At 65.7% G+C, this 19,232-nt stretch carries 16 protein-coding genes; 2 read left to right on the top strand and 14 right to left on the bottom strand.

All coding sequences use genetic code 11. The features are described from left to right. Positions 1 to 1,566 carry an ABC transporter substrate-binding protein gene (locus XH79_RS02930; protein WP_271580583.1) on the bottom strand — a complete coding sequence of 522 codons (1,566 nt, stop codon included), beginning with the start codon at positions 1,564 to 1,566 and terminating at the stop codon, positions 1 to 3. Further along, the gene (locus XH79_RS02935) at positions 1,566 to 2,726 is read right to left on the bottom strand and encodes a C45 family autoproteolytic acyltransferase/hydolase (RefSeq protein WP_271580584.1); all 1,161 of its coding nucleotides are present in this window, start codon (positions 2,724 to 2,726) and stop codon (positions 1,566 to 1,568) included. The genes XH79_RS02930 and XH79_RS02935 overlap by 1 nt, the downstream gene beginning before the upstream one ends. A gap of 67 nt (positions 2,727 to 2,793) precedes the next feature. Between XH79_RS02935 and XH79_RS02940 the strand changes: the two genes are divergently transcribed. After that, positions 2,794 to 3,741, top strand: a complete 948-nt coding sequence (locus XH79_RS02940) for a GntR family transcriptional regulator (protein WP_271580585.1) — start codon at positions 2,794 to 2,796, stop codon at positions 3,739 to 3,741. 17 nt (positions 3,742 to 3,758) lie between these two features. Then, a complete protein-coding gene (locus XH79_RS02945) occupies positions 3,759 to 5,102 on the top strand; it encodes an aspartate aminotransferase family protein (RefSeq protein ID WP_271580586.1) in 1,344 nt (447 codons plus the stop codon). Positions 5,103 to 5,117: 15 nt separating this feature from the next. On the opposite strand, the gene XH79_RS02950 is transcribed toward XH79_RS02945, so the two are convergent. From XH79_RS02950 to XH79_RS03005, 12 genes are all read right to left on the bottom strand, one after another. Next, positions 5,118 to 6,101, bottom strand: a complete 984-nt coding sequence (locus XH79_RS02950; protein ID WP_211410786.1) for an ABC transporter ATP-binding protein — start codon at positions 6,099 to 6,101, stop codon at positions 5,118 to 5,120. Beyond that, positions 6,098 to 7,087, bottom strand: coding sequence for an ABC transporter ATP-binding protein (locus tag XH79_RS02955; RefSeq protein WP_271580587.1), 990 nt, complete (start codon positions 7,085 to 7,087; stop codon positions 6,098 to 6,100). The genes XH79_RS02950 and XH79_RS02955 overlap by 4 nt, the downstream gene beginning before the upstream one ends. A gap of 18 nt (positions 7,088 to 7,105) precedes the next feature. Beyond that, a complete protein-coding gene (locus XH79_RS02960) occupies positions 7,106 to 8,029 on the bottom strand; it encodes an ABC transporter permease (RefSeq protein WP_271580588.1) in 924 nt (307 codons plus the stop codon). Continuing rightward, a complete protein-coding gene (locus XH79_RS02965) occupies positions 8,026 to 8,967 on the bottom strand; it encodes an ABC transporter permease (RefSeq protein WP_211400951.1) in 942 nt (313 codons plus the stop codon). The genes XH79_RS02960 and XH79_RS02965 overlap by 4 nt, the downstream gene beginning before the upstream one ends. Positions 8,968 to 8,984: 17 nt before the next feature. Further along, positions 8,985 to 10,589, bottom strand: coding sequence for an ABC transporter substrate-binding protein (locus XH79_RS02970; protein ID WP_271580589.1), 1,605 nt, complete (start codon positions 10,587 to 10,589; stop codon positions 8,985 to 8,987). A gap of 155 nt (positions 10,590 to 10,744) precedes the next feature. Then, positions 10,745 to 12,415 carry a nickel ABC transporter ATP-binding protein NikE gene (gene nikE / locus XH79_RS02975; protein ID WP_271580590.1) on the bottom strand — a complete coding sequence of 557 codons (1,671 nt, stop codon included), beginning with the start codon at positions 12,413 to 12,415 and terminating at the stop codon, positions 10,745 to 10,747. Next, positions 12,412 to 13,260 (bottom strand): ABC transporter permease, encoded by an 849-nt coding sequence (locus XH79_RS02980; protein WP_271580591.1) that lies wholly within the window; start codon positions 13,258 to 13,260, stop codon positions 12,412 to 12,414. The genes nikE and XH79_RS02980 overlap by 4 nt, the downstream gene beginning before the upstream one ends. Then, complete coding sequence (locus tag XH79_RS02985; RefSeq protein ID WP_018647561.1) at positions 13,257 to 14,291, bottom strand: ABC transporter permease; 1,035 nt, start codon at positions 14,289 to 14,291, stop codon at positions 13,257 to 13,259. Before XH79_RS02985 ends, XH79_RS02980 begins: the two co-directional genes overlap by 4 nt. A 28-nt stretch (positions 14,292 to 14,319) precedes the next feature. Beyond that, positions 14,320 to 15,939, bottom strand: coding sequence for an ABC transporter substrate-binding protein (locus XH79_RS02990; RefSeq protein WP_212344470.1), 1,620 nt, complete (start codon positions 15,937 to 15,939; stop codon positions 14,320 to 14,322). A gap of 119 nt (positions 15,940 to 16,058) precedes the next feature. Further along, on the bottom strand, positions 16,059 to 17,495 hold the full coding sequence (locus tag XH79_RS02995; protein WP_271580592.1) for an NAD(P)-binding domain-containing protein: 1,437 nt from the start codon (positions 17,493 to 17,495) through the stop codon (positions 16,059 to 16,061). Beyond that, complete coding sequence (locus XH79_RS03000) at positions 17,492 to 18,241, bottom strand: SDR family oxidoreductase (protein ID WP_271580593.1); 750 nt, start codon at positions 18,239 to 18,241, stop codon at positions 17,492 to 17,494. Before XH79_RS03000 ends, XH79_RS02995 begins: the two co-directional genes overlap by 4 nt. 1 nt (position 18,242) lies before the next feature. Then, positions 18,243 to 19,217, bottom strand: a complete 975-nt coding sequence (locus XH79_RS03005; RefSeq protein WP_271580594.1) for an NAD-dependent epimerase/dehydratase family protein — start codon at positions 19,215 to 19,217, stop codon at positions 18,243 to 18,245. Positions 19,218 to 19,232 lie beyond the last annotated feature (15 nt).

Consider the following 19,232-nt stretch of genomic DNA (forward strand, 5'->3'; position numbering starts at 1 on the left):
CTACTCGACCGTGACGCCCCAGAACCGCGGCTGCGGATAAAGCCAACCGGCATAGCCCTTGATGCCCTTGCGCAGCGCCGTCAGCTCGGCGCCATTGAACAGCACGATCATCGGCACGTCGGCGATGAAGCGCTTGTGCATCTCGTCGAACAGCGCCTGCCGCTTGGCGGCGGCGTCGATCATCATCGACTGGCGCAGCATGTCCTGCGCCTCCGGATTGTCCCAGACCTTGCGCGGCTGCGTCGCCTTCGGTCCGGTCAGCATCTCGAAGCTTAGGGAGGGATCGAGCCGCGCCGAATAGGTAAAGGCCATCGACTGGTAGTCGCCACGGTTGTAGCGGTCGAGCTGCGCCGCCCAGTCCATCACCTCCAGCTCGATATTGATCCCAACGGTCTGCGCCATCGCCTGCACCAGAACGGAGGAATCGAACACGAAGCTGTAGCGCTTGTTGGTGATCATCTTGATCGACTGGCCGCGGTAGCCGGCCTCCAGCAGCAGCTTCTTGGCTTCCGCAATGTTCTGCGTGTAGCCGTGCGACTGTGCCTCGCTGTAGAAGGGGCCGCCGAGCGGCAGCGCAGAATTGTTGGGGCGCGCGGTGCCCATCATCACGGCATCGACGATCTGCGCGGTGTCGATCGACAGCGCAATGGCGCGACGGATGCGCACGTCCTTCAGCAGCGGGTCCTTGGTCTGGAACAGGATGCCGGTGAGGCCGAGCGCGGGCGTGATGCTGAGCTGCACCTCGGGACGCGATTTGAGTTCTTCGAGATCGGGGATCGACAGGCTCATGATGACGTCGAGCGAGCCGCTGAGCAGTCCCGCCTTCGCCGCGGAACTATCGGGGATCACGTTGAAGCGGACGCGATCGACCTTGGCGTCCTTGGCGCCGGTGTAGCCGGTGCGGGGCTCGCTGCGCGAGGCATAGCCGTCGAAGCGGATGACATCGACATATTGTCCCCGCTTCCACTCGCCGAGCTTGAACGGGCCGGTGCCAACAGGGGCGATCCACTTGTCGTCGGCGCCGACGGAGTCGCGGTGAATGATCGCGGTCTGGCCGCAATCGGGCCGCGCCAGCGTCGGCAGGAACAAGGCGCTCGGCTGATCAAGCGCAATGGCGACGGTGAGCGGATCCAGCGCCTCGATCTTCTCGATCCGCGCGATGCCGGTGGCGCTGAATTCGGAGAGGCAACGCCATTGCGTCGCCGGATCGAGCCAGCGTTTCAGCGACCAGACCACGTCATCCGCGGTCATGGTGGCGCCATTGTGGAACTTGACGCCCTGGCGCAGGCGGAACGTGTAGGTCTTGCCTTCGTTCGAGACGGTCCAGCTCTCGGCCAGCATCGGGCCGATCGACGTGTCGTCACGGAAGGCGACCAGCCCCTCCACCACATGCGCGATCACGCCATCGGTGTTGGCGTCGCGATTGGTGCCGGGATCGGTGGAGCGGATGTCGGCATTGAGCCGCGTCCGCAACAATGTCTCGGCGCCGGCCTTTCCCAGCATGGCCCACAGGGCGAGCGCGGCCAGACCGACCGCCCATGCCGGCGATGGCCGACGCCGCCGCATCACGCAGCCCCCGCGGCGGCAGACCGCTCGTACGCGGCCCGCCCGATCTCGTCGATCTCGAGCCGGTAAGTGGTGAACTCGCGATTGAGCGCCGGCAGCGGCGCCGCCTGCATCAAACCGCTCGCCGGCTCCATCAGGATCATCGCCACGGTGGCGCTGAGATTGTTGCTGAGATTGCGGCGCGGCGGGCGGCACACCGACCAGGGATAGGCAAACTCGTCGAACAGCGCATTCTTGACGTTGTCGAAGGTGATGCTGCCGATGTGCGGCTGAAGCAGATCGCGAACGCGAATGTCGCGGTAGAGACTGTCAGGCGTATCCTGGATGCCGGCATCCTTGAGCTTGCCGAGCGCAACCGGGCTCACGAAGTGATTGGCGTGCACCAGCAGGCCGTTCTGCGGATGCACCTGAAAGGTCTCATCCGGCGCACATTCGAAATCGATCGCCACGCCCTCGCGATGGCTGACGATCATGTTGTTGGCCGCGGATTTCTGCGTGCAATAGACCGCACGCATGGCAAGCGCGACATGCTCCTGCTCCAGCACCTTGCGGCGGATCAGTGCCAGCGGCACGCCGACCTGGCGATAGTCACGGTCACTTTGGAGATAGTTCGCGGTGATCGCGATGCCGACCGCGTTGAAGCCACAGCGACCGAGGGCGCCGGCCTCGGTGAAGGTCATGAGATCAGGACCGTCATCGCGACGCACCTTCAGCACCACCGCGGTCTCCGCGCACTCGCGCTTCCAGTCCCAGTTCTGGGCATGGATCAGGCGACCGTTGCCGGTCGCCTGCGGCATCACGACGACGCCGGTGCAGCCATCGGGCTCGTCGGGCGTCTTCAGGCGCGCGCGGATCTTTGGATTGGCAAGCTTGAGGATCTCCGTGCGGGCGTTGAGCAAGACGACATCCTCGAACGGGACGTCGGCGCCCTCGGCGATACCGCGCATCTCCTCGATATAGGTCGGCTCGAAGCCCTCGATGACGGGCAGATAGTCCCGCACCAGCTCGGACACGCCCTTCGCATCGAGCGAGAGCTCCTTCAACTGCGCGAAGTAGTGCGTCGTCCCCTTCTTGATGCGGCCCGCCGCCTTCTGCCCGTACTGACGGCCACGCTCGCGCGGAGAACCGGAGATTTCGATCAGGGGAAAGGGCTCGACCATGGGACGCCAAATTCCTTCTTGAAGTTCCTTTTGCTTTCCTAGGAAGCCTAATGTATTTTGTGATGACATGAAACAAAAATCTTCGACCGCGAAATCTGCCGTGGAAAAAGCGTCGCCAAGCCGTCTGCAGCGGGAACTGTCGGCCGGGATCATGGACCTGATCCGGAGCGAAGGGCTCGCGCCGGGCACGCGCCTTGCCGAAGTCGCGCTCGCCGAGCGCCTCCATGTCTCGCGCACGCCGGTGCGCGCTGCGCTGAAGCTGCTGGCGCGGCGCAAGCTCGTGCATGCCGGTGCCAGCCGCGGCTATTTCGTTGCCGAGGCCGCTCCCGCCGCGCACAAGGCGCCGCCGAAGCCCAGTCCCGACGATACCGATCGGCTGTTCCTCGCCATCGCGCGCGACCGCCGCGCCGGCCGGCTGCCGGAGGAAGTGTCCGAGCGCGACCTGATGCAGCGCTACGATGCGACGCGGCCGATCGTGCAGCGCGTGCTCAGCAAGCTTGCCGAGGTCGCCGCGGTCCAGCGCAAGCCCGGCCATGGCTGGCGCTTCCAGCCGACGCTCGCCGATACGCAGGCGCGCGACGAGAGTTACCGATACCGTCTGCTGATCGAGCCGGCCGCTCTGCTCGAACCGGGATTCAAGCTCGATCCGGCCTGGGCGGCCGAGATGCGCCGCCGTCATCAGGAGATGCTGGCGATGCCGTGGAGCGATACCGCCAGCATCGCGCTCTACGAGATGAACGCGGCCTTTCACGAAGGCCTCGCCGCTGCATCGGGCAACCGCTATCTGCTGGTCGCGGTTCAACAGCAGAACCGGCTGCGGCGCTTCGGCAACTACGACTGGACCTTCGGCCATGAGCGCGTGATCGTGAACTGCCGCGAGCACCTCGCCATCCTCGACCAGCTCGAAGCCGGCCAGAACGAGGCCGCAGCTGCGCTACTGCGCCGGCATCTCGAAGGCGCAGCAAAGCTCAAGCGCAGCCCCGCCAATTCCAACACGCCATCCAAAGCCTCCTGACGTTTGCAAGAGTTGCCATGACCATGAATGCCTTCGCTTCCAACAGCCCCCTCACCCGCGAGGCCATGGAGCCGTTCTGGCTGCCGATGACGCCGAACCGGCAATTCAAGTCGAAGCCGCGCATCTTCGTCGGCGCCGAAGGCATGCACTACCTCACCGACGACAACCGGCGGATTCTCGACGGCATGGCGGGGCTGTGGTGCGTGAACGCGGGACATGCGCAAAGACGCATCGTCGAGGCGATCCAGGCCCAGGCTGCGAAGCTCGACTTCGTCTCCTCGTTCCAGATGAGCCATCCGGCCGCCTTCGAGCTCGCCCGCCGCATCACCGAGATCGCGCCCGCCGGCCTCGACCACGTCTTCTTCACCAATTCCGGCTCGGAATCGGTCGATACCGCCCTGAAGATCGCGCGCGGCTATCACCGCGCCCGCGGCGAAGCCAGCCGCATCCGTTTCATCTCGCGCGCAAAAGCCTATCACGGCATGGGCTGGGGCGGCCTCTCGGTCAGCGGCATCGTCCGCCACCGCAGGGATTTCGGCCCGCTGCTGCCGGAGGTCGACCACCTCCCGCACACCCATGATCCCGAGCATGCCGCGTTCTCGCGCGGCCAGCCGCAATGGGGCGCGCATCTCGCCGATGAGCTCTCAAAGCTGCTACAAATCCACGATCCCTCGACCATCGCCGCCGTCATCGTCGAGCCTGTCACCGGCTCCGGCGGCGTGCTGCCGCCACCGGTCGGCTATCTCGAGCGGCTGCGCCAGATCTGCGACCAGCACGGCATTCTCCTGATCTTCGACGAGGTCATCACCGGCTTCGGTCGCCTCGGCGCGGCGTTCGGCGCCAACGCCTTCGGCGTGACACCTGACCTCATCACCTGCGCCAAGGGCATGACCAATGCCGCCGTGCCGATGGGCGGCGTCATCGTCAGCGGCAAGGTCTATGACGCGCTGATGCAGGGGCCGGACAACACCATCGAGCTGTTCCACGGCTACACCTATTCGGCGCATCCGCTGGCCTGCGCGGCCGGCCTTGCCGCGCTCGACGTGTATCAGGATCTCGGCCTGTTCGAGCGGGCGCGCCGCCTCGCGCCGGTGTGGGAGAGCCATGCGCACGGCTTGCGCGACCTCCCTTATGTCATCGACATCCGCAACATCGGGCTGCTCGCCGCAATCGACCTGAAACCGCGCGAGGGCACACCGGGCGCGCGCGGCAGCGAATGCGCCAATCGCTGCTACGAGGACGGCATCCTGATCCGCGGCAGCGGCGACACGCTGCTGATCTCGCCGCCCCTGATCATCACCGAGGAACAGATCGGCGACATTTTTGCTTCCATCCGCCGTGCCTTGACTGCGATCAGCTAGCGGCGGCGCGGGGCCTCACCCCGCCGGCAATGCATCGAGGTGGCACGCCACCCACTGCTCGTCTCCGGCCGCGCGGAGCGTCGGCTCCTCGGTCCGGCAGCGGTCGAACACGAACGGGCAGCGGGTGTGGAAGCGGCATCCCTTCGGCGGATTGATCGGGCTCGGCACGTCGCCGCCGAGGATGATCGGATTGCGCTGGGCGCCGGGCTCGGGCAGCGGCACCGCCGAGAGCAGCGCCTTGGTGTAGGGATGCCTCGGCGCGGCAAAGATCTCGCGGCGCGGCGCCACCTCGACGATCTTGCCGAGATACATCACCGCGACGCGGTGGGTCATGTGCTCGACGATGGCGAGGTCATGGCTGATGAACAGCAGCGCGAGGCCGAATTTCTGCTGAAGGTCCTGCAGCAGATTGACGACCTGCGCCTTGACCGAGACGTCGAGCGCCGAGACCGCCTCGTCGCACACGATCAGCTCGGGCTCGGCGGCGAGCGCGCGCGCGATGCCGATGCGCTGGCGCTGGCCGCCGGAGAATTCGTGCGGCCGGCGGTTCAGTGCCTCGCGCGGCAAGCGTACGGTGTCCATCAGCTCCGTGACGCGAACCTCGAGATCCTCCTTGGATTTGGCGAGGCCGAAATTGCGGATCGGCTCAGCCAGGATGTCGCGCACGCGCATGCGCGGGTTGAGGCTGGAGAACGGGTCCTGGAACACGACCTGCACACGGCGGCGCATCTGGCGCATCGTGCTCGGATGCGCGTCGTCGATCCTCTGGCCGTCGAGGATGACCTGGCCCGAAGTGATCTCGAACAGCCGCAGGATGGCGCGGCCGACCGTCGATTTGCCGCAGCCGGATTCGCCGACCAGCGACAAGGTCTCGCCGCGCGCGATCTCGAACGACACGCCGTCGACTGCATAGACGAATTCGGTTTGTCGCCCGAACAGGCCCTTGTTGATCGGAAAATGCTTCTTGAGGTCGTTGACCTGGAGCAGCGGAGGACTCATGCCGCGATCGCTCCCTTGGCAGCGTAGTGACAGGCCGCGATGTGGCGCGGGCCCTTCTCCTCCAGCCCCGGCGCATGTTGGCGGCAGAGATCGGTGGCGAGCGCGCAGCGCCCGGCAAAGACGCAGCCGGTGATCGGCTTGCGCAGATCGGGCACCTGCCCGGGAATCTCGGAGAGCCGCGTCGCCGTGCCCGCAAGCGAGGAACCGAGCTTCGGCACCGCGCCGAGCAGACCTTGCGTATAGGGATGACGCGGCGAGCGGAACAGTTCCGCAACCGGCGCTTCCTCGACCTTGCGGCCGGCGTACATGACCATGACGCGCTCGGCGATCTCGGCGACGACGCCGAGATCGTGGGTGATCAGGATGATGGCGGCGCCCACCCGGTGCTTGAGGTCCAGCATCAGCTTGAGGATCTGCGCCTGGATGGTCACGTCGAGCGCCGTGGTCGGTTCGTCCGCGATCAGGAGCTTCGGATTGCAGGCGAGCGCGATGGCGATCATCACGCGCTGGCGCATGCCGCCGGAGAGCTGGTGCGGATATTCGCGCACGCGCCGCTTCGGCTCGGGAATGCCGACCAGCGTCAGCATCTCGATCGCGTGCGCCTCGGCGGCCTGCTTGTCGAGGCCCTGATGGATCATCAAGGTCTCGCGGATCTGGCGGCCGACGGTCAGCACCGGATTGAGGCTGGTCATCGGCTCCTGGAAGATCATCGAGATGTCGTTGCCGCGGATCGCGCGCATCTCGCGATCGGACAGCTTCAGGAGATCCTTGCCGGCAAAGCGGATGCTGCCGGCGATCCGGCCCGGCGGCTCCGGGACCAGCCGCATCAGCGACATCGAGGTCACCGACTTGCCGCAGCCGGATTCGCCGACGATGGCGAGCGTCTCGCCCTCGTTGACGTGGAAGGACACACCGTCGACCGCGCGGTTGATGCCACCGGGGGTGCGGAAATGGGTCTGGAGGTTCTCGACTTCGAGCAATGCCATCTGATCAGCCCCGCACTATCACAGGCTCTTGGCCATGCGCGGATCGAGCGCATCGCGAAGGCCGTCGCCGAGCAGGTTCACCGCGAGCACGGTGACGGACAGGAACACCGCAGGGAAGAACACGATGTAGGGCTTGACCTGCCACAGCGCGCGGCCCTCGGCCATGATGTTGCCCCAGGAGGGAATGGTGGGCGGCGTGCCGGCGCCGATGAAGGACAGGATCGCCTCCGTGATCATGGCGCTGGCGCAGATATAGGTCGCCTGCACCAGCATCGGCGCGAGCGTGTTGGGCAGGATGTGGCGGATGATGATCATCGGCGTGCGTGTGCCGCAGGCGACCGCCGCGTCCACATAAGGCTGCTCGCGCAGCGACAGCACGACGCTGCGGACGAGGCGCGAGACGCGCGGAATCTCGGCGATGGTGATCGCGAGGATGACGTTGCCGACGCTGCCGCGCGTCAACGCCATCAGCGCGATCGCCAGCAGGATCGGCGGGATCGACATCAGGCCGTCCATGAAGCGCATCAAAATGCCATCGGCCCAGCGGATGAAGCCGGAGACGATGCCGATGGCGAGACCGGCGGCGGACGCGAAGATCGCGACCGACAGGCCGACCGTCAGCGAGACCCGGGCGCCAAACAGCACGCGCGAATAGATGTCGCGGCCGAGCACATCGGTGCCGAACCAGAAATCGGCCGACGGCGCGCGCGTACGTTTTGCCGGCGCAAGCGCGGTCGGATCGACGGTTCCGAGATAGGGCGCGAAGATCGCGATCAGCACCAGGCTCAGCAGCAGCGCACCGCCGATCGCGACCGTCGGATGGCCGCGCAACAGGCCGATGAAGCCGCGCCGGATCTTGACCGGCCGGAGGATGTCCGGCAGCTGCGGCGCAAGGACGAGGCCGGCCGGAAGCGATTGCGGATTGACGGTGGTGTCGGTCAATAGCGGATCCTCGGGTCAACGAGCGTATAGGTGACGTCGATCATCAGATTGACGAGGACGTAGACGAAGCTGAACAGCAGCACGATGCCCTGGATGACGGGATAGTCGCGGCGCAGGATCGCATCGATCGTGAGCCGGCCGAGGCCGGGAATCGCGAACACGCTTTCGGTGACGACCGCGCCGCCGATCAGCAGCGCGATGCCGATCCCGATCACGGTCACGATCGGCACCGCAGCGTTCTTCAGCGCGTGAATGAACAGGATGCCGCCCTGCCCCAGGCCCTTGGCCTTGGCGGTGCGGATATAATCCTGCTGCAGGACTTCGAGCATGGCGGCGCGCGTGATGCGTGCGACCAGCGCGATGTAGACACAGCCGAGCGCGATCGCCGGCAGGATCAGGTTTTCCAGCCACGGCCAGAAACCCTGGGTCAGCGGCGTGTAGCCCTGCACCGGGAGCCATTCGAGCTCGAGCGCGAAAATGTAGGCGAGCATGTAGCCGACCACGAAGACCGGCAGCGAGAAGCCGAACACGGCAAAGCCCATGATGACGCGGTCGATCAGGCTGCCGGCCTTCCACGCCGCCACCACGCCGAGCGGCACCGCCACCACGATCGTGAGCAGCAGCGTGACGATCATCAGCGACAGCGTCGGTCCGAGACGCTGCCCGATCATCGCCGAGACCGGCAGATTGGTGAAGATCGAGGTGCCGAGATCACCATGCAGGATGCGCCAGACCCAGCTTCCGAACTGGACCAGGAAGGGCCGGTCGAGGCCGAGGCTCTGGCGGATGCGTTCCACATCCTCCGGGCTTGCCTGATCGCCCGCGATCACCACGGCCGGATCACCGGGCGCGATGTAAAGCAGGCTGAACACGAACAGCGCGACGATTGCCATGACCGGCAAGGTCGCGACGATGCGACGGAGGATGTAGGAGAGCATCTGGCCTCAACGCACGATCAAGCGGACTTCGACACGCCCCAGAACAAGGGCAACGGTCCCTTGGTGACGCCCGACACGTTCTTGCGCCACGCGGTGTAGCTCAGGAAGAAGCCGGTCGGAGCGTAGACGACGTCATCGATCGCCGCCTTGTTGAGACGGCCGATGGCGGCCTTCTCCTCGTCGGCATTCTTGGCCTCGAACCACGACGTGACCTCCTTTTCGGTGCCTGCGCTGGTCGGCCAGCCGAACCAGGCCTTGTCGCCGGTGGCGCGAATGGCGGTGTAGGGGGCCGGATTGACGCAATCCGCACCCGCATGCCAGGTGTGGAACATGTTCCAGCCGCCCTGTCCGGGCGGTGTCTTCTGCGCGCGGCGGGAGCCGACCGTGCCCCAATCGGTCGCCACGAAGTCGACATTCATGCCGAGCTTCTTGAGGAGGTCGGCGGTCACGTCGCCCATCGCCTTGGTGATCGGCTGGTCCTGCGCGACGAGACACGTCACCGGCTGGCCGGAATAGCCGCTCTCGGCGAGCAGCTTCTTGGCGGCGTCCAGATCGCGCTTGCCCTTCAGAATCTCTCCACCCACTTCGGTGTAGAGCGGCGTATCCGGCGTGAAGTAACCGGGCAGCGGCTTCCACAGCGAATTGTCGTCGCCGACGATCGCGCGCATGTAGTCTTCCTGGCTCATCGCCATCAGCACCGCGCGGCGGGCCCGCACGTCGTTGAAGGGCGGATACAGGAAGTTCATGCGGAACGAGCCGATATTGCCGAGAGGATCGCCGATATCGACGCTGATGTTCTTGTTCTTCTTCAGAACCGGAACGAGATCCGCGATCGGATTCTCCCACCAGTCGATCTCGCCGTTCTGCAATGCGGCTGCAGCCGTTGCCGGATCCGGCATGATCACCCACTCGACGCGATCGACCATCACCTGCTTGCCGCCGGCCAGCCAGGACGACTTCTCCTGCCGCGGCGAATAGTCCGCGAACTTCTCGAACACCGCCTTGGCGCCGGGGACCCATTCGCTCTTGGCGAACTTCAGCGGACCAGAGCCGACATATTCCGAGATCTGCTTGAACGGGTCGGTCTGCGCGATGCGCTCGGGCATGATGAAGGCGCATGGCGAATTGTTCTTGCCCAGCGCATAGAGCATTTTCGGGAAAGGCTGCTTCAGCACCCATTTGAAGGTGCGGTCGTCGACGGCCGTGAGCTCCTGCTGGAGCGCCTTGATCATCAGGCCCATCGGATCGCGCGCCGCCCAGCGGGTGAGGCTCGCGACGACGTCCTTGCTCCGCACCGGCTCGCCGTCGTGGAATTTGAGGCCCGGGCGCAGCTTGAACGTCCAGGTCGTGCCGTCGTCCGTCACTTCCTCGGACTCGACCATCTGCCGCTGCGGCTGGAACGAGGAATCGATGCCGTAGAGCGTGTCCCAGACCATCGCGGCCGCATTGCGCACGACATATTGGGTGCCCCAGATCGGATCGAAATTGGCGAGATTGGCCTGCGGCACGAAACGCAGGGTGCGGGCCGCCGCGCCCTGTGCGATCGCCGGGGCCGACAGGCCGCCCGTCAATGCCAGACCGCCCGCGCCAGCCAATCCCTTCAATACCGTCCTGCGATCCATGAAGTCCTCCCGATAGTGCCGCGATGCCAGCTGTTCATTGGCCAAGGGCAAGTGAAACCGAGCCCATTTGCAAGCAAATGGTATGCCACTCAATGCCCCTTCGCCAGCCGGGATCTCACCGACTTTTTGGCTGACCCACGTTGACTTGCACGTCCCTAGAGGGCAGCCGCGAGCACCTCGCCGGTCTCGATATGCGGAATCGCCTCGACCAGCTTGCGGGTGTAGTCGGTCTTCGGATTGTCGAACAGCGCCCGGCTCTCCCCCTGCTCCACGATGCCGCCATTGCGGAGCACGATGGTGCGGTCGCACAGCATGCGCACCACGTTGAGATCGTGGCTGACGAACAGTAGCGCGATGTCGTTCTCGCGCCTGAGGCGATCGAGCAGCTGCAGCACAACCGCCTGCACGGAGACGTCGAGTGCGGCGGTCGGCTCGTCCAGCACGAGCAGCCGCGGCCGGCAGGCGATGGCGCGGGCAATGCCGACGCGGGCCTTCTGGCCGCCGGAGAGCTGGTGCGGGAAACGCGGCAACAGGTCGAGCGGCAAGCCCACCCGCTCGGCGCATTCTTCCACCCGCTTGCGCAGCGCATCGCCGGCGCGCATGCCGCCGAGCCGCATCAGGGGATGGGCGATACAGTCGAACGCCGTGTAGCGCGGATTGAGGCTTTCGTTCGGATCCTGGAACACCATCTGGATGTCTTTGCGAAAGCGCGAGCGATGGAAGTCGCGCGCCGCCACGTGGCCGATCGACTGCCCGTCGAACACGATGTCGCCTTCGCTCGGATCGATCAGGCGGCAGATCATCCGCGACGTCGTGCTCTTGCCGGAGCCGGACTCGCCGACGAGCCCGACGCTCTCGCCGCCGGCCATCGTCATCGAGAAGTCGGCAACCGCAGCAGAGCCCTGGTCGAAGCGCTTCGCGAGCTTGCGCACCTCCAGCAGCGGCGGCGTCCCGTGTGCTGGCTCCCGCCTGGGCTTGCTGACAACGGTCGCATAACGCTCCCGCTCCTCCTCGGTCACGAGATCCTCGATCCGGGACGTCGCGGTCGGCGATGCCGCGACGAGGCGCCGCGTATAGGCGTGCTGCGGTGTGCTGAAGAGAGTCCTGGGGCTCGCCTCCTCGACGATGCGGCCGCGCTCCATCACGGCGATGCGGCGGCAATAGCGTGCGGCGAGCCCGAGATCGTGCGTGATCAGGATCGTCGCCATGCCGCGCGCGGCGGCGATGTCCGCGAGCAGATCCATCACCACCTTCTGCGTGGTGACGTCCAGACCGGTGGTCGGCTCGTCGGCAATCAGGAGCGCGGGATTGCAGGAGATCGCGATCGCGATCATGACGCGCTGGCACATGCCGCCGGAGAGCTCGTGCGGATAGGCATTCATCCGCGCCTCGGGATCGCGGATCTGCACCGCGCGCAGCAGGTCCAGCGCCTCGGCGCGCGCGGCGTCCTTGGAGATCCGCTTGTGGGTGAGGATCGCGTCGGCGATCTGCAGGCCGATCGCCCGGATCGGATTGAGCGCCGCCCGCGGGTTCTGAAAAATCATCGACATCGCGGCGCCCTGGAGATGACGAAGGTCGTCGCCCCGGAGCTTCGTCACGTCCTGCCCGCGAAACAAGATTTTTCCGCCGGTGACGCGGCCGGCGGCATCGAGCAGCCGCGTCGTCGCAAAGCCGGTCACCGACTTGCCCGAGCCGCTCTCGCCGACGAGGCCGAGCATCTCGCCGGTTTCGACGGTAAGCGAAACGCCGCGCACGGCCTCGACCATGCCGCGCCGCGTCGAGAACGCGACGTGGAGGTCCTCGATCCTGAGCAGCTCTTCGCTCATGTGCGCATGCGCGGATCGAGAATGTCCCGCATCCCGTCCCCAAGCAGGTTGAAGCACAGCACGGCCATCATCAGCGCAAGGCCCGGAAAGGCCACCAGCCACCAGCGTCCCGTCGAAATGAAGCGCGCGCCCTCCGCGACCATGATGCCCCATTCCGGCGTCGGCGGCTTGACGCCGAGGCCGATGAAAGACAAGCCGGCGGCGTTGAGAATGGCCCAGCCGAGATTGAGCGAGATCTGCACCGCCATCGCCGGCAGGATGTTCGGCAGCAGGAAACGCAGCACCACCGAGAAATGGCTCTCGCCGCAGGCGCGCGCGGCCTCGACCCAGCCGACATTGCGGCGGACATTGACCTCGGCGCGCGCGAAACGGATGTAGAAGGGAAGATTGATGATCGCGGTCGCGATCACGATGTTCTCGATCCGGTTGCCGAGCGCCGCGACCATCGCCATCGCCAGCACGAACAGCGGAAAGGCCATCATCACGTCGACGAAGCGGCCGACCGCCCGATCGAGCTTGCCACCGGCATAGCCGCAGAACGAGCCGACCACGGCGCCGATCACGAAGGAGATGCCTACCGCGGAGACGGCGATGGCCAGATCAAGCCGCGCGGCGATGATGAGACGGCTGAACACGTCGCGCCCGAGCTGATCGGTGCCGGCGAGATGCGCTGCACTCGGCGGCTGCAATGCCTCCGACACATTGGAGACCACGGGATCATAGGGCACGATCCAGGGGCCGAAGATCGCGAGCAGGACGAATAGCGTCACCCCGGCCGCGGCGACCGCCGTGAGCGGATTGCCGCGCAAAATCCAGACCGAATGGCGGAGGGTTGCGCTGGTCATTCGATCGACACCCTGGGATCGGCGATGCCATAGCAGATATCGACCACGAGATTGACCAGCACGAACAGGCTCGCCATCAGCAGCACGAAACCCTGCACCGGCGCATAGTCGGACGACAGCAGCGCATCGAGCGCATAGGAGGCAACGCCCGGCCAGGAGAACACCTTCTCCACCAGCACGTTCGCACCCAGCATGGTCGAGAACACGATGCCGGCAATGGTGATGACGGGTAGTATTGCGTTGCGCAGCGCGTAGGTGACGACGACCTTGCGCCAGGACAATCCGACCGAGCGCGCGGTACGCACGAAATCGCTGCCGAGCGACACCAGCATCGAGGCGCGCGTGATCCGCGCCAGCGGCGCGATCACGAACAGCGCCATGCTGACCGCCGGCAGGATCAGCTGCTTGCAGGCCGCCCACCAACCCTCGAAGTCGCCGGCCAGCAGGAAATCGATCGAGAGGAAGCCGGTACGCTGCGGCGGCAATGACGTAAACACATCGATCCGCCCGGTTGGATCGGGCGCGAGCCCGAGCAGATAGTAGAAGACGTAGATGAGCAGCAGGCCCGAGACGAAGGTCGGCACGCAGACGCCGAGGGCGCAGAACAGCCGCACGCCGTGATCGACGACCGACCCCGGCCGCAGCGCCGCGATGACGCCGAGCGGCACCGCCGCAATCAGCGCGATCAGCAGCGCGGTGAAGGTGAGCTCGAGCGAGGCCGGCAGCCGCTCGCGCAGATCCTTCAGCACCGGCTGCCCGGTCATCATGGAGCGGCCGAGATTGCCGTGGCCGATGTCGGAGAGATAGAACACGAGCTGCTCCGGCACCGATTTGTCGAGGCCCATCTGCTTGCGGATCAGCTCGATCTCCTCCTTGCCCGCATTGGGCCCCGAGGCGAAGAACACCGCGGGGTCGCCCGGCAGGACCCGCATCAGCAGGAAGGTGAAGACCAGCACACCGAACAGCGCCGGCAGCGACGACAAGAGCCGCCTGCCCGCCCGCACCATCGTTGCGCCAAGACCGGTCGTCACCTTTCAGAGCCTCCCTCGTTTCCCGATATTACTTGCGGCTGACGTCGCGATAGTCGACCTGGCGATGGAACTCATAGGTGTAGCCTTCGATCGAGGGCGCCATGACAGCGTCCTGGTTCGGCTGCCACAGCATGATCTGTGGCATCAGATCAAAGTGCATCGCGTTGAGCTTGCGGCCGGCTTCCTCATACTTGGCCTTGTCCGGCTCGAAGCGCGCTTCCTGCGCGATCGCGGCAAGGTCCGGATTGTTGATCGAAGAGTAGTTCCAGCGCTGATTGCCGGTGTAGAAGTTGCGGTAGAAGTAATCGGTCGACGGCAGCCAGGCGACGATGCCTTCGGTGTAGAAAGGAAGCTTCTTCTCGTTGATCTGCGTCGACATCTGCGCGTCCGGCAGCTTCTGGATGTCGACCTTGATGCCGATCTTGCCGAGCGATTCCTTCACCAGGGCCGCCATCGGCTCGGCGGTCGAGGCCTGGCCGACGTTGAAGCTGAAGGTGGTCGAGAAGCCCTCGGGGAGACCTGCGGCCTTCAGATATTCCCTGGCCTTGTCGAGGTCGAGCTTCACCGGCTGCTGGAACGGGTAGATTCCGTTCGCCGGCTTGCCGTCCGCCCAGCTCGCGCCGAACAGCGGCGAACCGCGGCCGAACAGGGCGGCCTTGAACATGTCCTCATAGGGCAGCGCGTAAGCGATGGCGCGGCGGACATTGACGTTGTCGAACGGCGGGATCTGGTTGTTCATGGAGACAAAGGTGATCGCATTGTATTGCGGCGTCGAGATCACCTTGAGCTTGCCCTTGCCTTCCAGCGATTGCACGTCGCTGGCCTGCAGATCGAGCACGAGATCAGCATCGCCGCGCTCGACGAGGTTGGCGCGGGTCGCGGGCTCTGGAACCGATTGCACGATGACGCGCTTGAAGAACGCCGGCTTGTTGGCCGAGCCGCGGTTCCAGCTCTCGTCACGCTTGAGGATGACCTGCTCGCCGGGCTTGAAGCTCTCGACCGCATAGGCGCCGCTGCCGGCGGTGTGCTCCTTCAGCCAGGCCGTTGCCCAGGGGTCATCTGCCGTCGCGTGCTCTTTCGCGACCTTCGAGTTGATGATCATCGGGTAGACAGTGGCGAGATTAGGCAGCGCAAGCTTGTCCGGCTTCGGCAGCGTCACCTCGATGGTGAGGGGATCGATCACCTTGAACTGATCGGCCGACGTCAGCGAGCCCGTCAGCAGCTGCGCCTTGCCGAGGATCGGCGCGGTGACGCAGCGATCGAGCGACCATTTGACGTCCTCGGCGGTGACGGGCGAGCCATCCTGGAATTTTGCATCCTTGCGCAGGCGGAAGGTGAGCTTCAAACCGTCGGGGCTGACCTCGTAGGATTCGGCGAGCTCGCCGGTGATCGTGTCGAGATCGAACACCCATTTGCCGTTGAGCTGCTTGCGGCCGAACGCGACCAGCCGGTCATAGGTGCTCATGCTCAGCGCGAAGGACTCGCGGGTCGAGCCGGGGATGTTGGGATCGAGCGTGTTGACGGATGCGCCCGTCACATAGCGCAATGTCTCCGCCCTGGTTTGCGCTTGCGACGGCGCGGTGGCGATGAGCAACAGCGCGGTGACAGCGAGGACTGAGGTCGCCGGTCTGAAAGACACAAAACGCATTGGTTTTTCCCTGAATTTCGAACGAGAACGCCAGCAAGGCAGGTGAAGAAAGAAGCAAGTTGCGCGCCAGTCTCATGGGGCGTTTTTGGGGACGCGTCGTCGCGGCGGCGCATGGATGATCACAGCGATTCCTCCATTTTTCGCGCCGGCCGCGCGACCACGGCCTGTGGCACGTCATAGGCGCTGAGCGAGTCCCAGTGGCGCGCGATATCGGCGCGGAACAGGCCGCGCGTCAGGCCGTGGACCAGCTTTGGAACGGCGGTCGTCATCGCATTGATCGACGATCCCGACGGACCGAAGCTCATGGTGGAGGCGATGGCAAAGAGATGGATGTCGGAGATCCAGGGCGTCTCTCCCGGCACGCGCTCGGTGAAGGCATAATCATCGGCAAGATAGGGAAAGCGGCCGAGCCGTTCGTTGCGCTCGTCCTCCGGCGGATGATAGCGGTCGGCCCAGGTGGCGACGTTGCCGGCGAAATTGGAGAGCTCGCCGCGGCCGGCAAAGTCCATGTCGATCCCGGTGCCGCAGATGATGAAATCGGCGGTGATGGCGCCGCGCGGCGTCTGCAGTTCAACACCCTTGCCGGTCTCACGCGCGGCTTCGACCGGCGCGCCCTCGTGCAATGTGAAACTGGCGTGACGCGCGCAGCGGTCATAGGTCGGTTGCGGAAATCCCTCGCGCATCTCGAGGATTTTTCGCATGAAGCGCCAGCGCCAGGCATCGTCGAGATCGCTGAGATGGCGCAGGAACCCGCGGAACGTCAGCCAGCGATAGGGCTGGATCACCTGGATCTGCGCACGGCGGCACAGCAGGTGCACCTCGGCGGCGCCCGCCTCCAGCGCGGTTGCCGCATTGTCGAAGGCGGAAGCGCCGGCGCCGATGACGGCGACGCGCTTGCCGCGAAGGCTTTCGAAATCGATGTCGTCGGCGACGGTCGCGACCGAGCTCGCCGGCAGATGCGCCAGCTGCTCCGGAATCATCCAGTCGCCCATGCCCTCCTGCCCTGTCGCCAGCACGATCTTGCGGGCGTAGAGGGTCTCGACCTCGCCCGCGCGCTTCACGCGCGCGGCGAGCAAGCCGTCAGATGCAGGCGCAATTTCCAGGAGTTCGCAGTCATTGCGCACCGGCAGGCCGATCGCGCGCCGCAGCCACAGCAGATACTCCGCCCAATGGCCGCGTTCGATCAGGCCGAGCTGTTGCCAGCTGTCCTTGCCGAAGCGGGCTTCATGCCAGGACTGGTAGGTCAGGCTCGGGATATCGAGATCAGGACCGGTGTAGTCCTTCGGGCTGCGCAGCGTCGGCATGCGGGCATAGGTGAGCCACGGCCCCTCCTTGCCCGCCTCGGCCTTGTCGAGCAGCAGGATGTTGCTGACGCGGGAGCGCATCAGGCCGAAGCCGATGGCGATGCCGGACTGGCCGGCACCGATGATGAGGACATCCAGCGCGGGCTTGCCATCCGGCCCGGTCTTGGGTTCGAGCCAGGCAGCGTGGGGATGCGCGATCATCGCAAGATCGGCGCGAATATCGGCTTCGAGCTGGGTGAGCGCCTCACTCATGCCGCGAGCCAGCCTCCGTCAACCACCATCACGGTGCCGGTCGTGAAGGACGACGCATCGCTGGCCAGATGCAGCGCGGTCTGCGCGATCTCCTCGGCCGCGCCGAACCGCTTCATGGCGTGGCGGTTGCGCGAGGCTTCGCGCACCTCGTCCGAATTGGCGTGACGGGCAAAGCTGCGGCGAAGCATCGGCGTATCGATCGCGCCCGGCGCAATCGCATTGACGCGAATGCCGTCCGTGGCGAAATCCACCGCCATCGTCCGTGTCAGACTGACGATCGCGCCCTTGGCGGCGATATAGGCGCTGTTGCCCTTGCCGCCGGCGATCGCGAGCTGTGACGCCAAGGTGATGATCGAGCCGCTCTTCGCCCGCTGCATGTGAGGCACTGCCGCCCGCGCCCACAGCCAGGTGCCGCCGACATTGGCGCGGAACACCGCGTCCCAGTCGTCCGGGCTCGTGGTCAGCACCGTGCCGCCGCAGGAGAAGCCGGCCGCCGTCATCAGGATGTCGAGCCGGCCGTATCGTGCGATGACTTCACCGACGACGGTCTCGGCGAAGGCGGCATCACCGACGTCGCCGACATGCGTCGTTGCCTCGCCGACCAGGCCCAGCGTTTCCTGAAGCCCCACGGCATCGCGATCAACCAGAGCGAGACGCGCGCCCTCCGCCGCGAACAGCTTTGCGCTGGCGCGGCCGATGCCCGAGCCCGCTCCGGTGATGATGGCGGTGCGCCCCTGCAGCCGCATGTCAAATCCCCTCCTTGTGCTGCATCCACCACGTGCTCATCGCAGCAGCGGACTCGGCGCAGCCGAACCGGGCGCGCCAGCCGAACTCGTCGGCCATCCGCTTGACCGACATCGGCGCCCGATCCCCGCCGTGGAGCTTGATGATGGTCGTCTCTCCGGGAGACGCGAGCCGACACTCCAGCCCGGGATGCAGTGCCGCAAACGCCTCGCCCCATTGCAGCGCCGACCAGGCCGTGCCGCTGGAGATGTTGTAGAGCCGATGGCGCGGCCGCCCGGCCTCGATCAGCACGGCGACGGCCTCGGCGGCATCAGGCGCGTAGGTCCAGTCCTTCATGCCTGGCGCAGGGAGTAGCGCCGGCTCGCCGCGCGCGAACGCGGCGAGAATCTGGAACTGGAGGCTCGGCGTATCGCGAACCGAACCGGGCCGCTCCCACGGACCGAACACTGCACTTAAGCGCACGCTCAGGAAATCACCGCCAAAGAGCTCGGCGTGCCGTGCCACCGATCGTTCCGAGGTGAACTTGCTGATGGCGTAGAACGAGACGGGATCGCAGGGCGTTTCCTCGTCGAGGACCTCGAACCGCGCGCCCGATGCGCCGTAAGCCGATGCCGACGACAGATTGATGACGCGGCGAACACCATGCCGGATCGCGGCTTGCAGGATCGGGATCTGCGCCATGACGTTGATCTCGAGAACGCGCGCGGGCGATGCCCGTTCGAGCTCGTCGCCGGCGGTGACCGCGGCGCCCAGCACGATCGCGTCGCAGCCCTTTGCGATAAGGGCGTCGATGGTGTCTGCGTCGGTGATATCGCCCTGCACCGCTTTGAGCCGTGCGCCGTAGTCGGCAAGAGAGCGCTGCGCGGATGGCGGCAACGTTGCACGATCATACAGCGTCACCTCGTGCCCGCGCGCGAGCAGCACCTCGGCGAGATTGAGGCCGACAAAGCCGGTGCCGCCGAAGATGACGATCTTCATCGCGCGCGATCCGCC

It is taken from the genome of Bradyrhizobium sp. CCBAU 45389 (assembly GCF_028128625.1).
Taxonomy (GTDB): Bacteria; Pseudomonadota; Alphaproteobacteria; order Rhizobiales; family Xanthobacteraceae; genus Bradyrhizobium; species Bradyrhizobium liaoningense_B.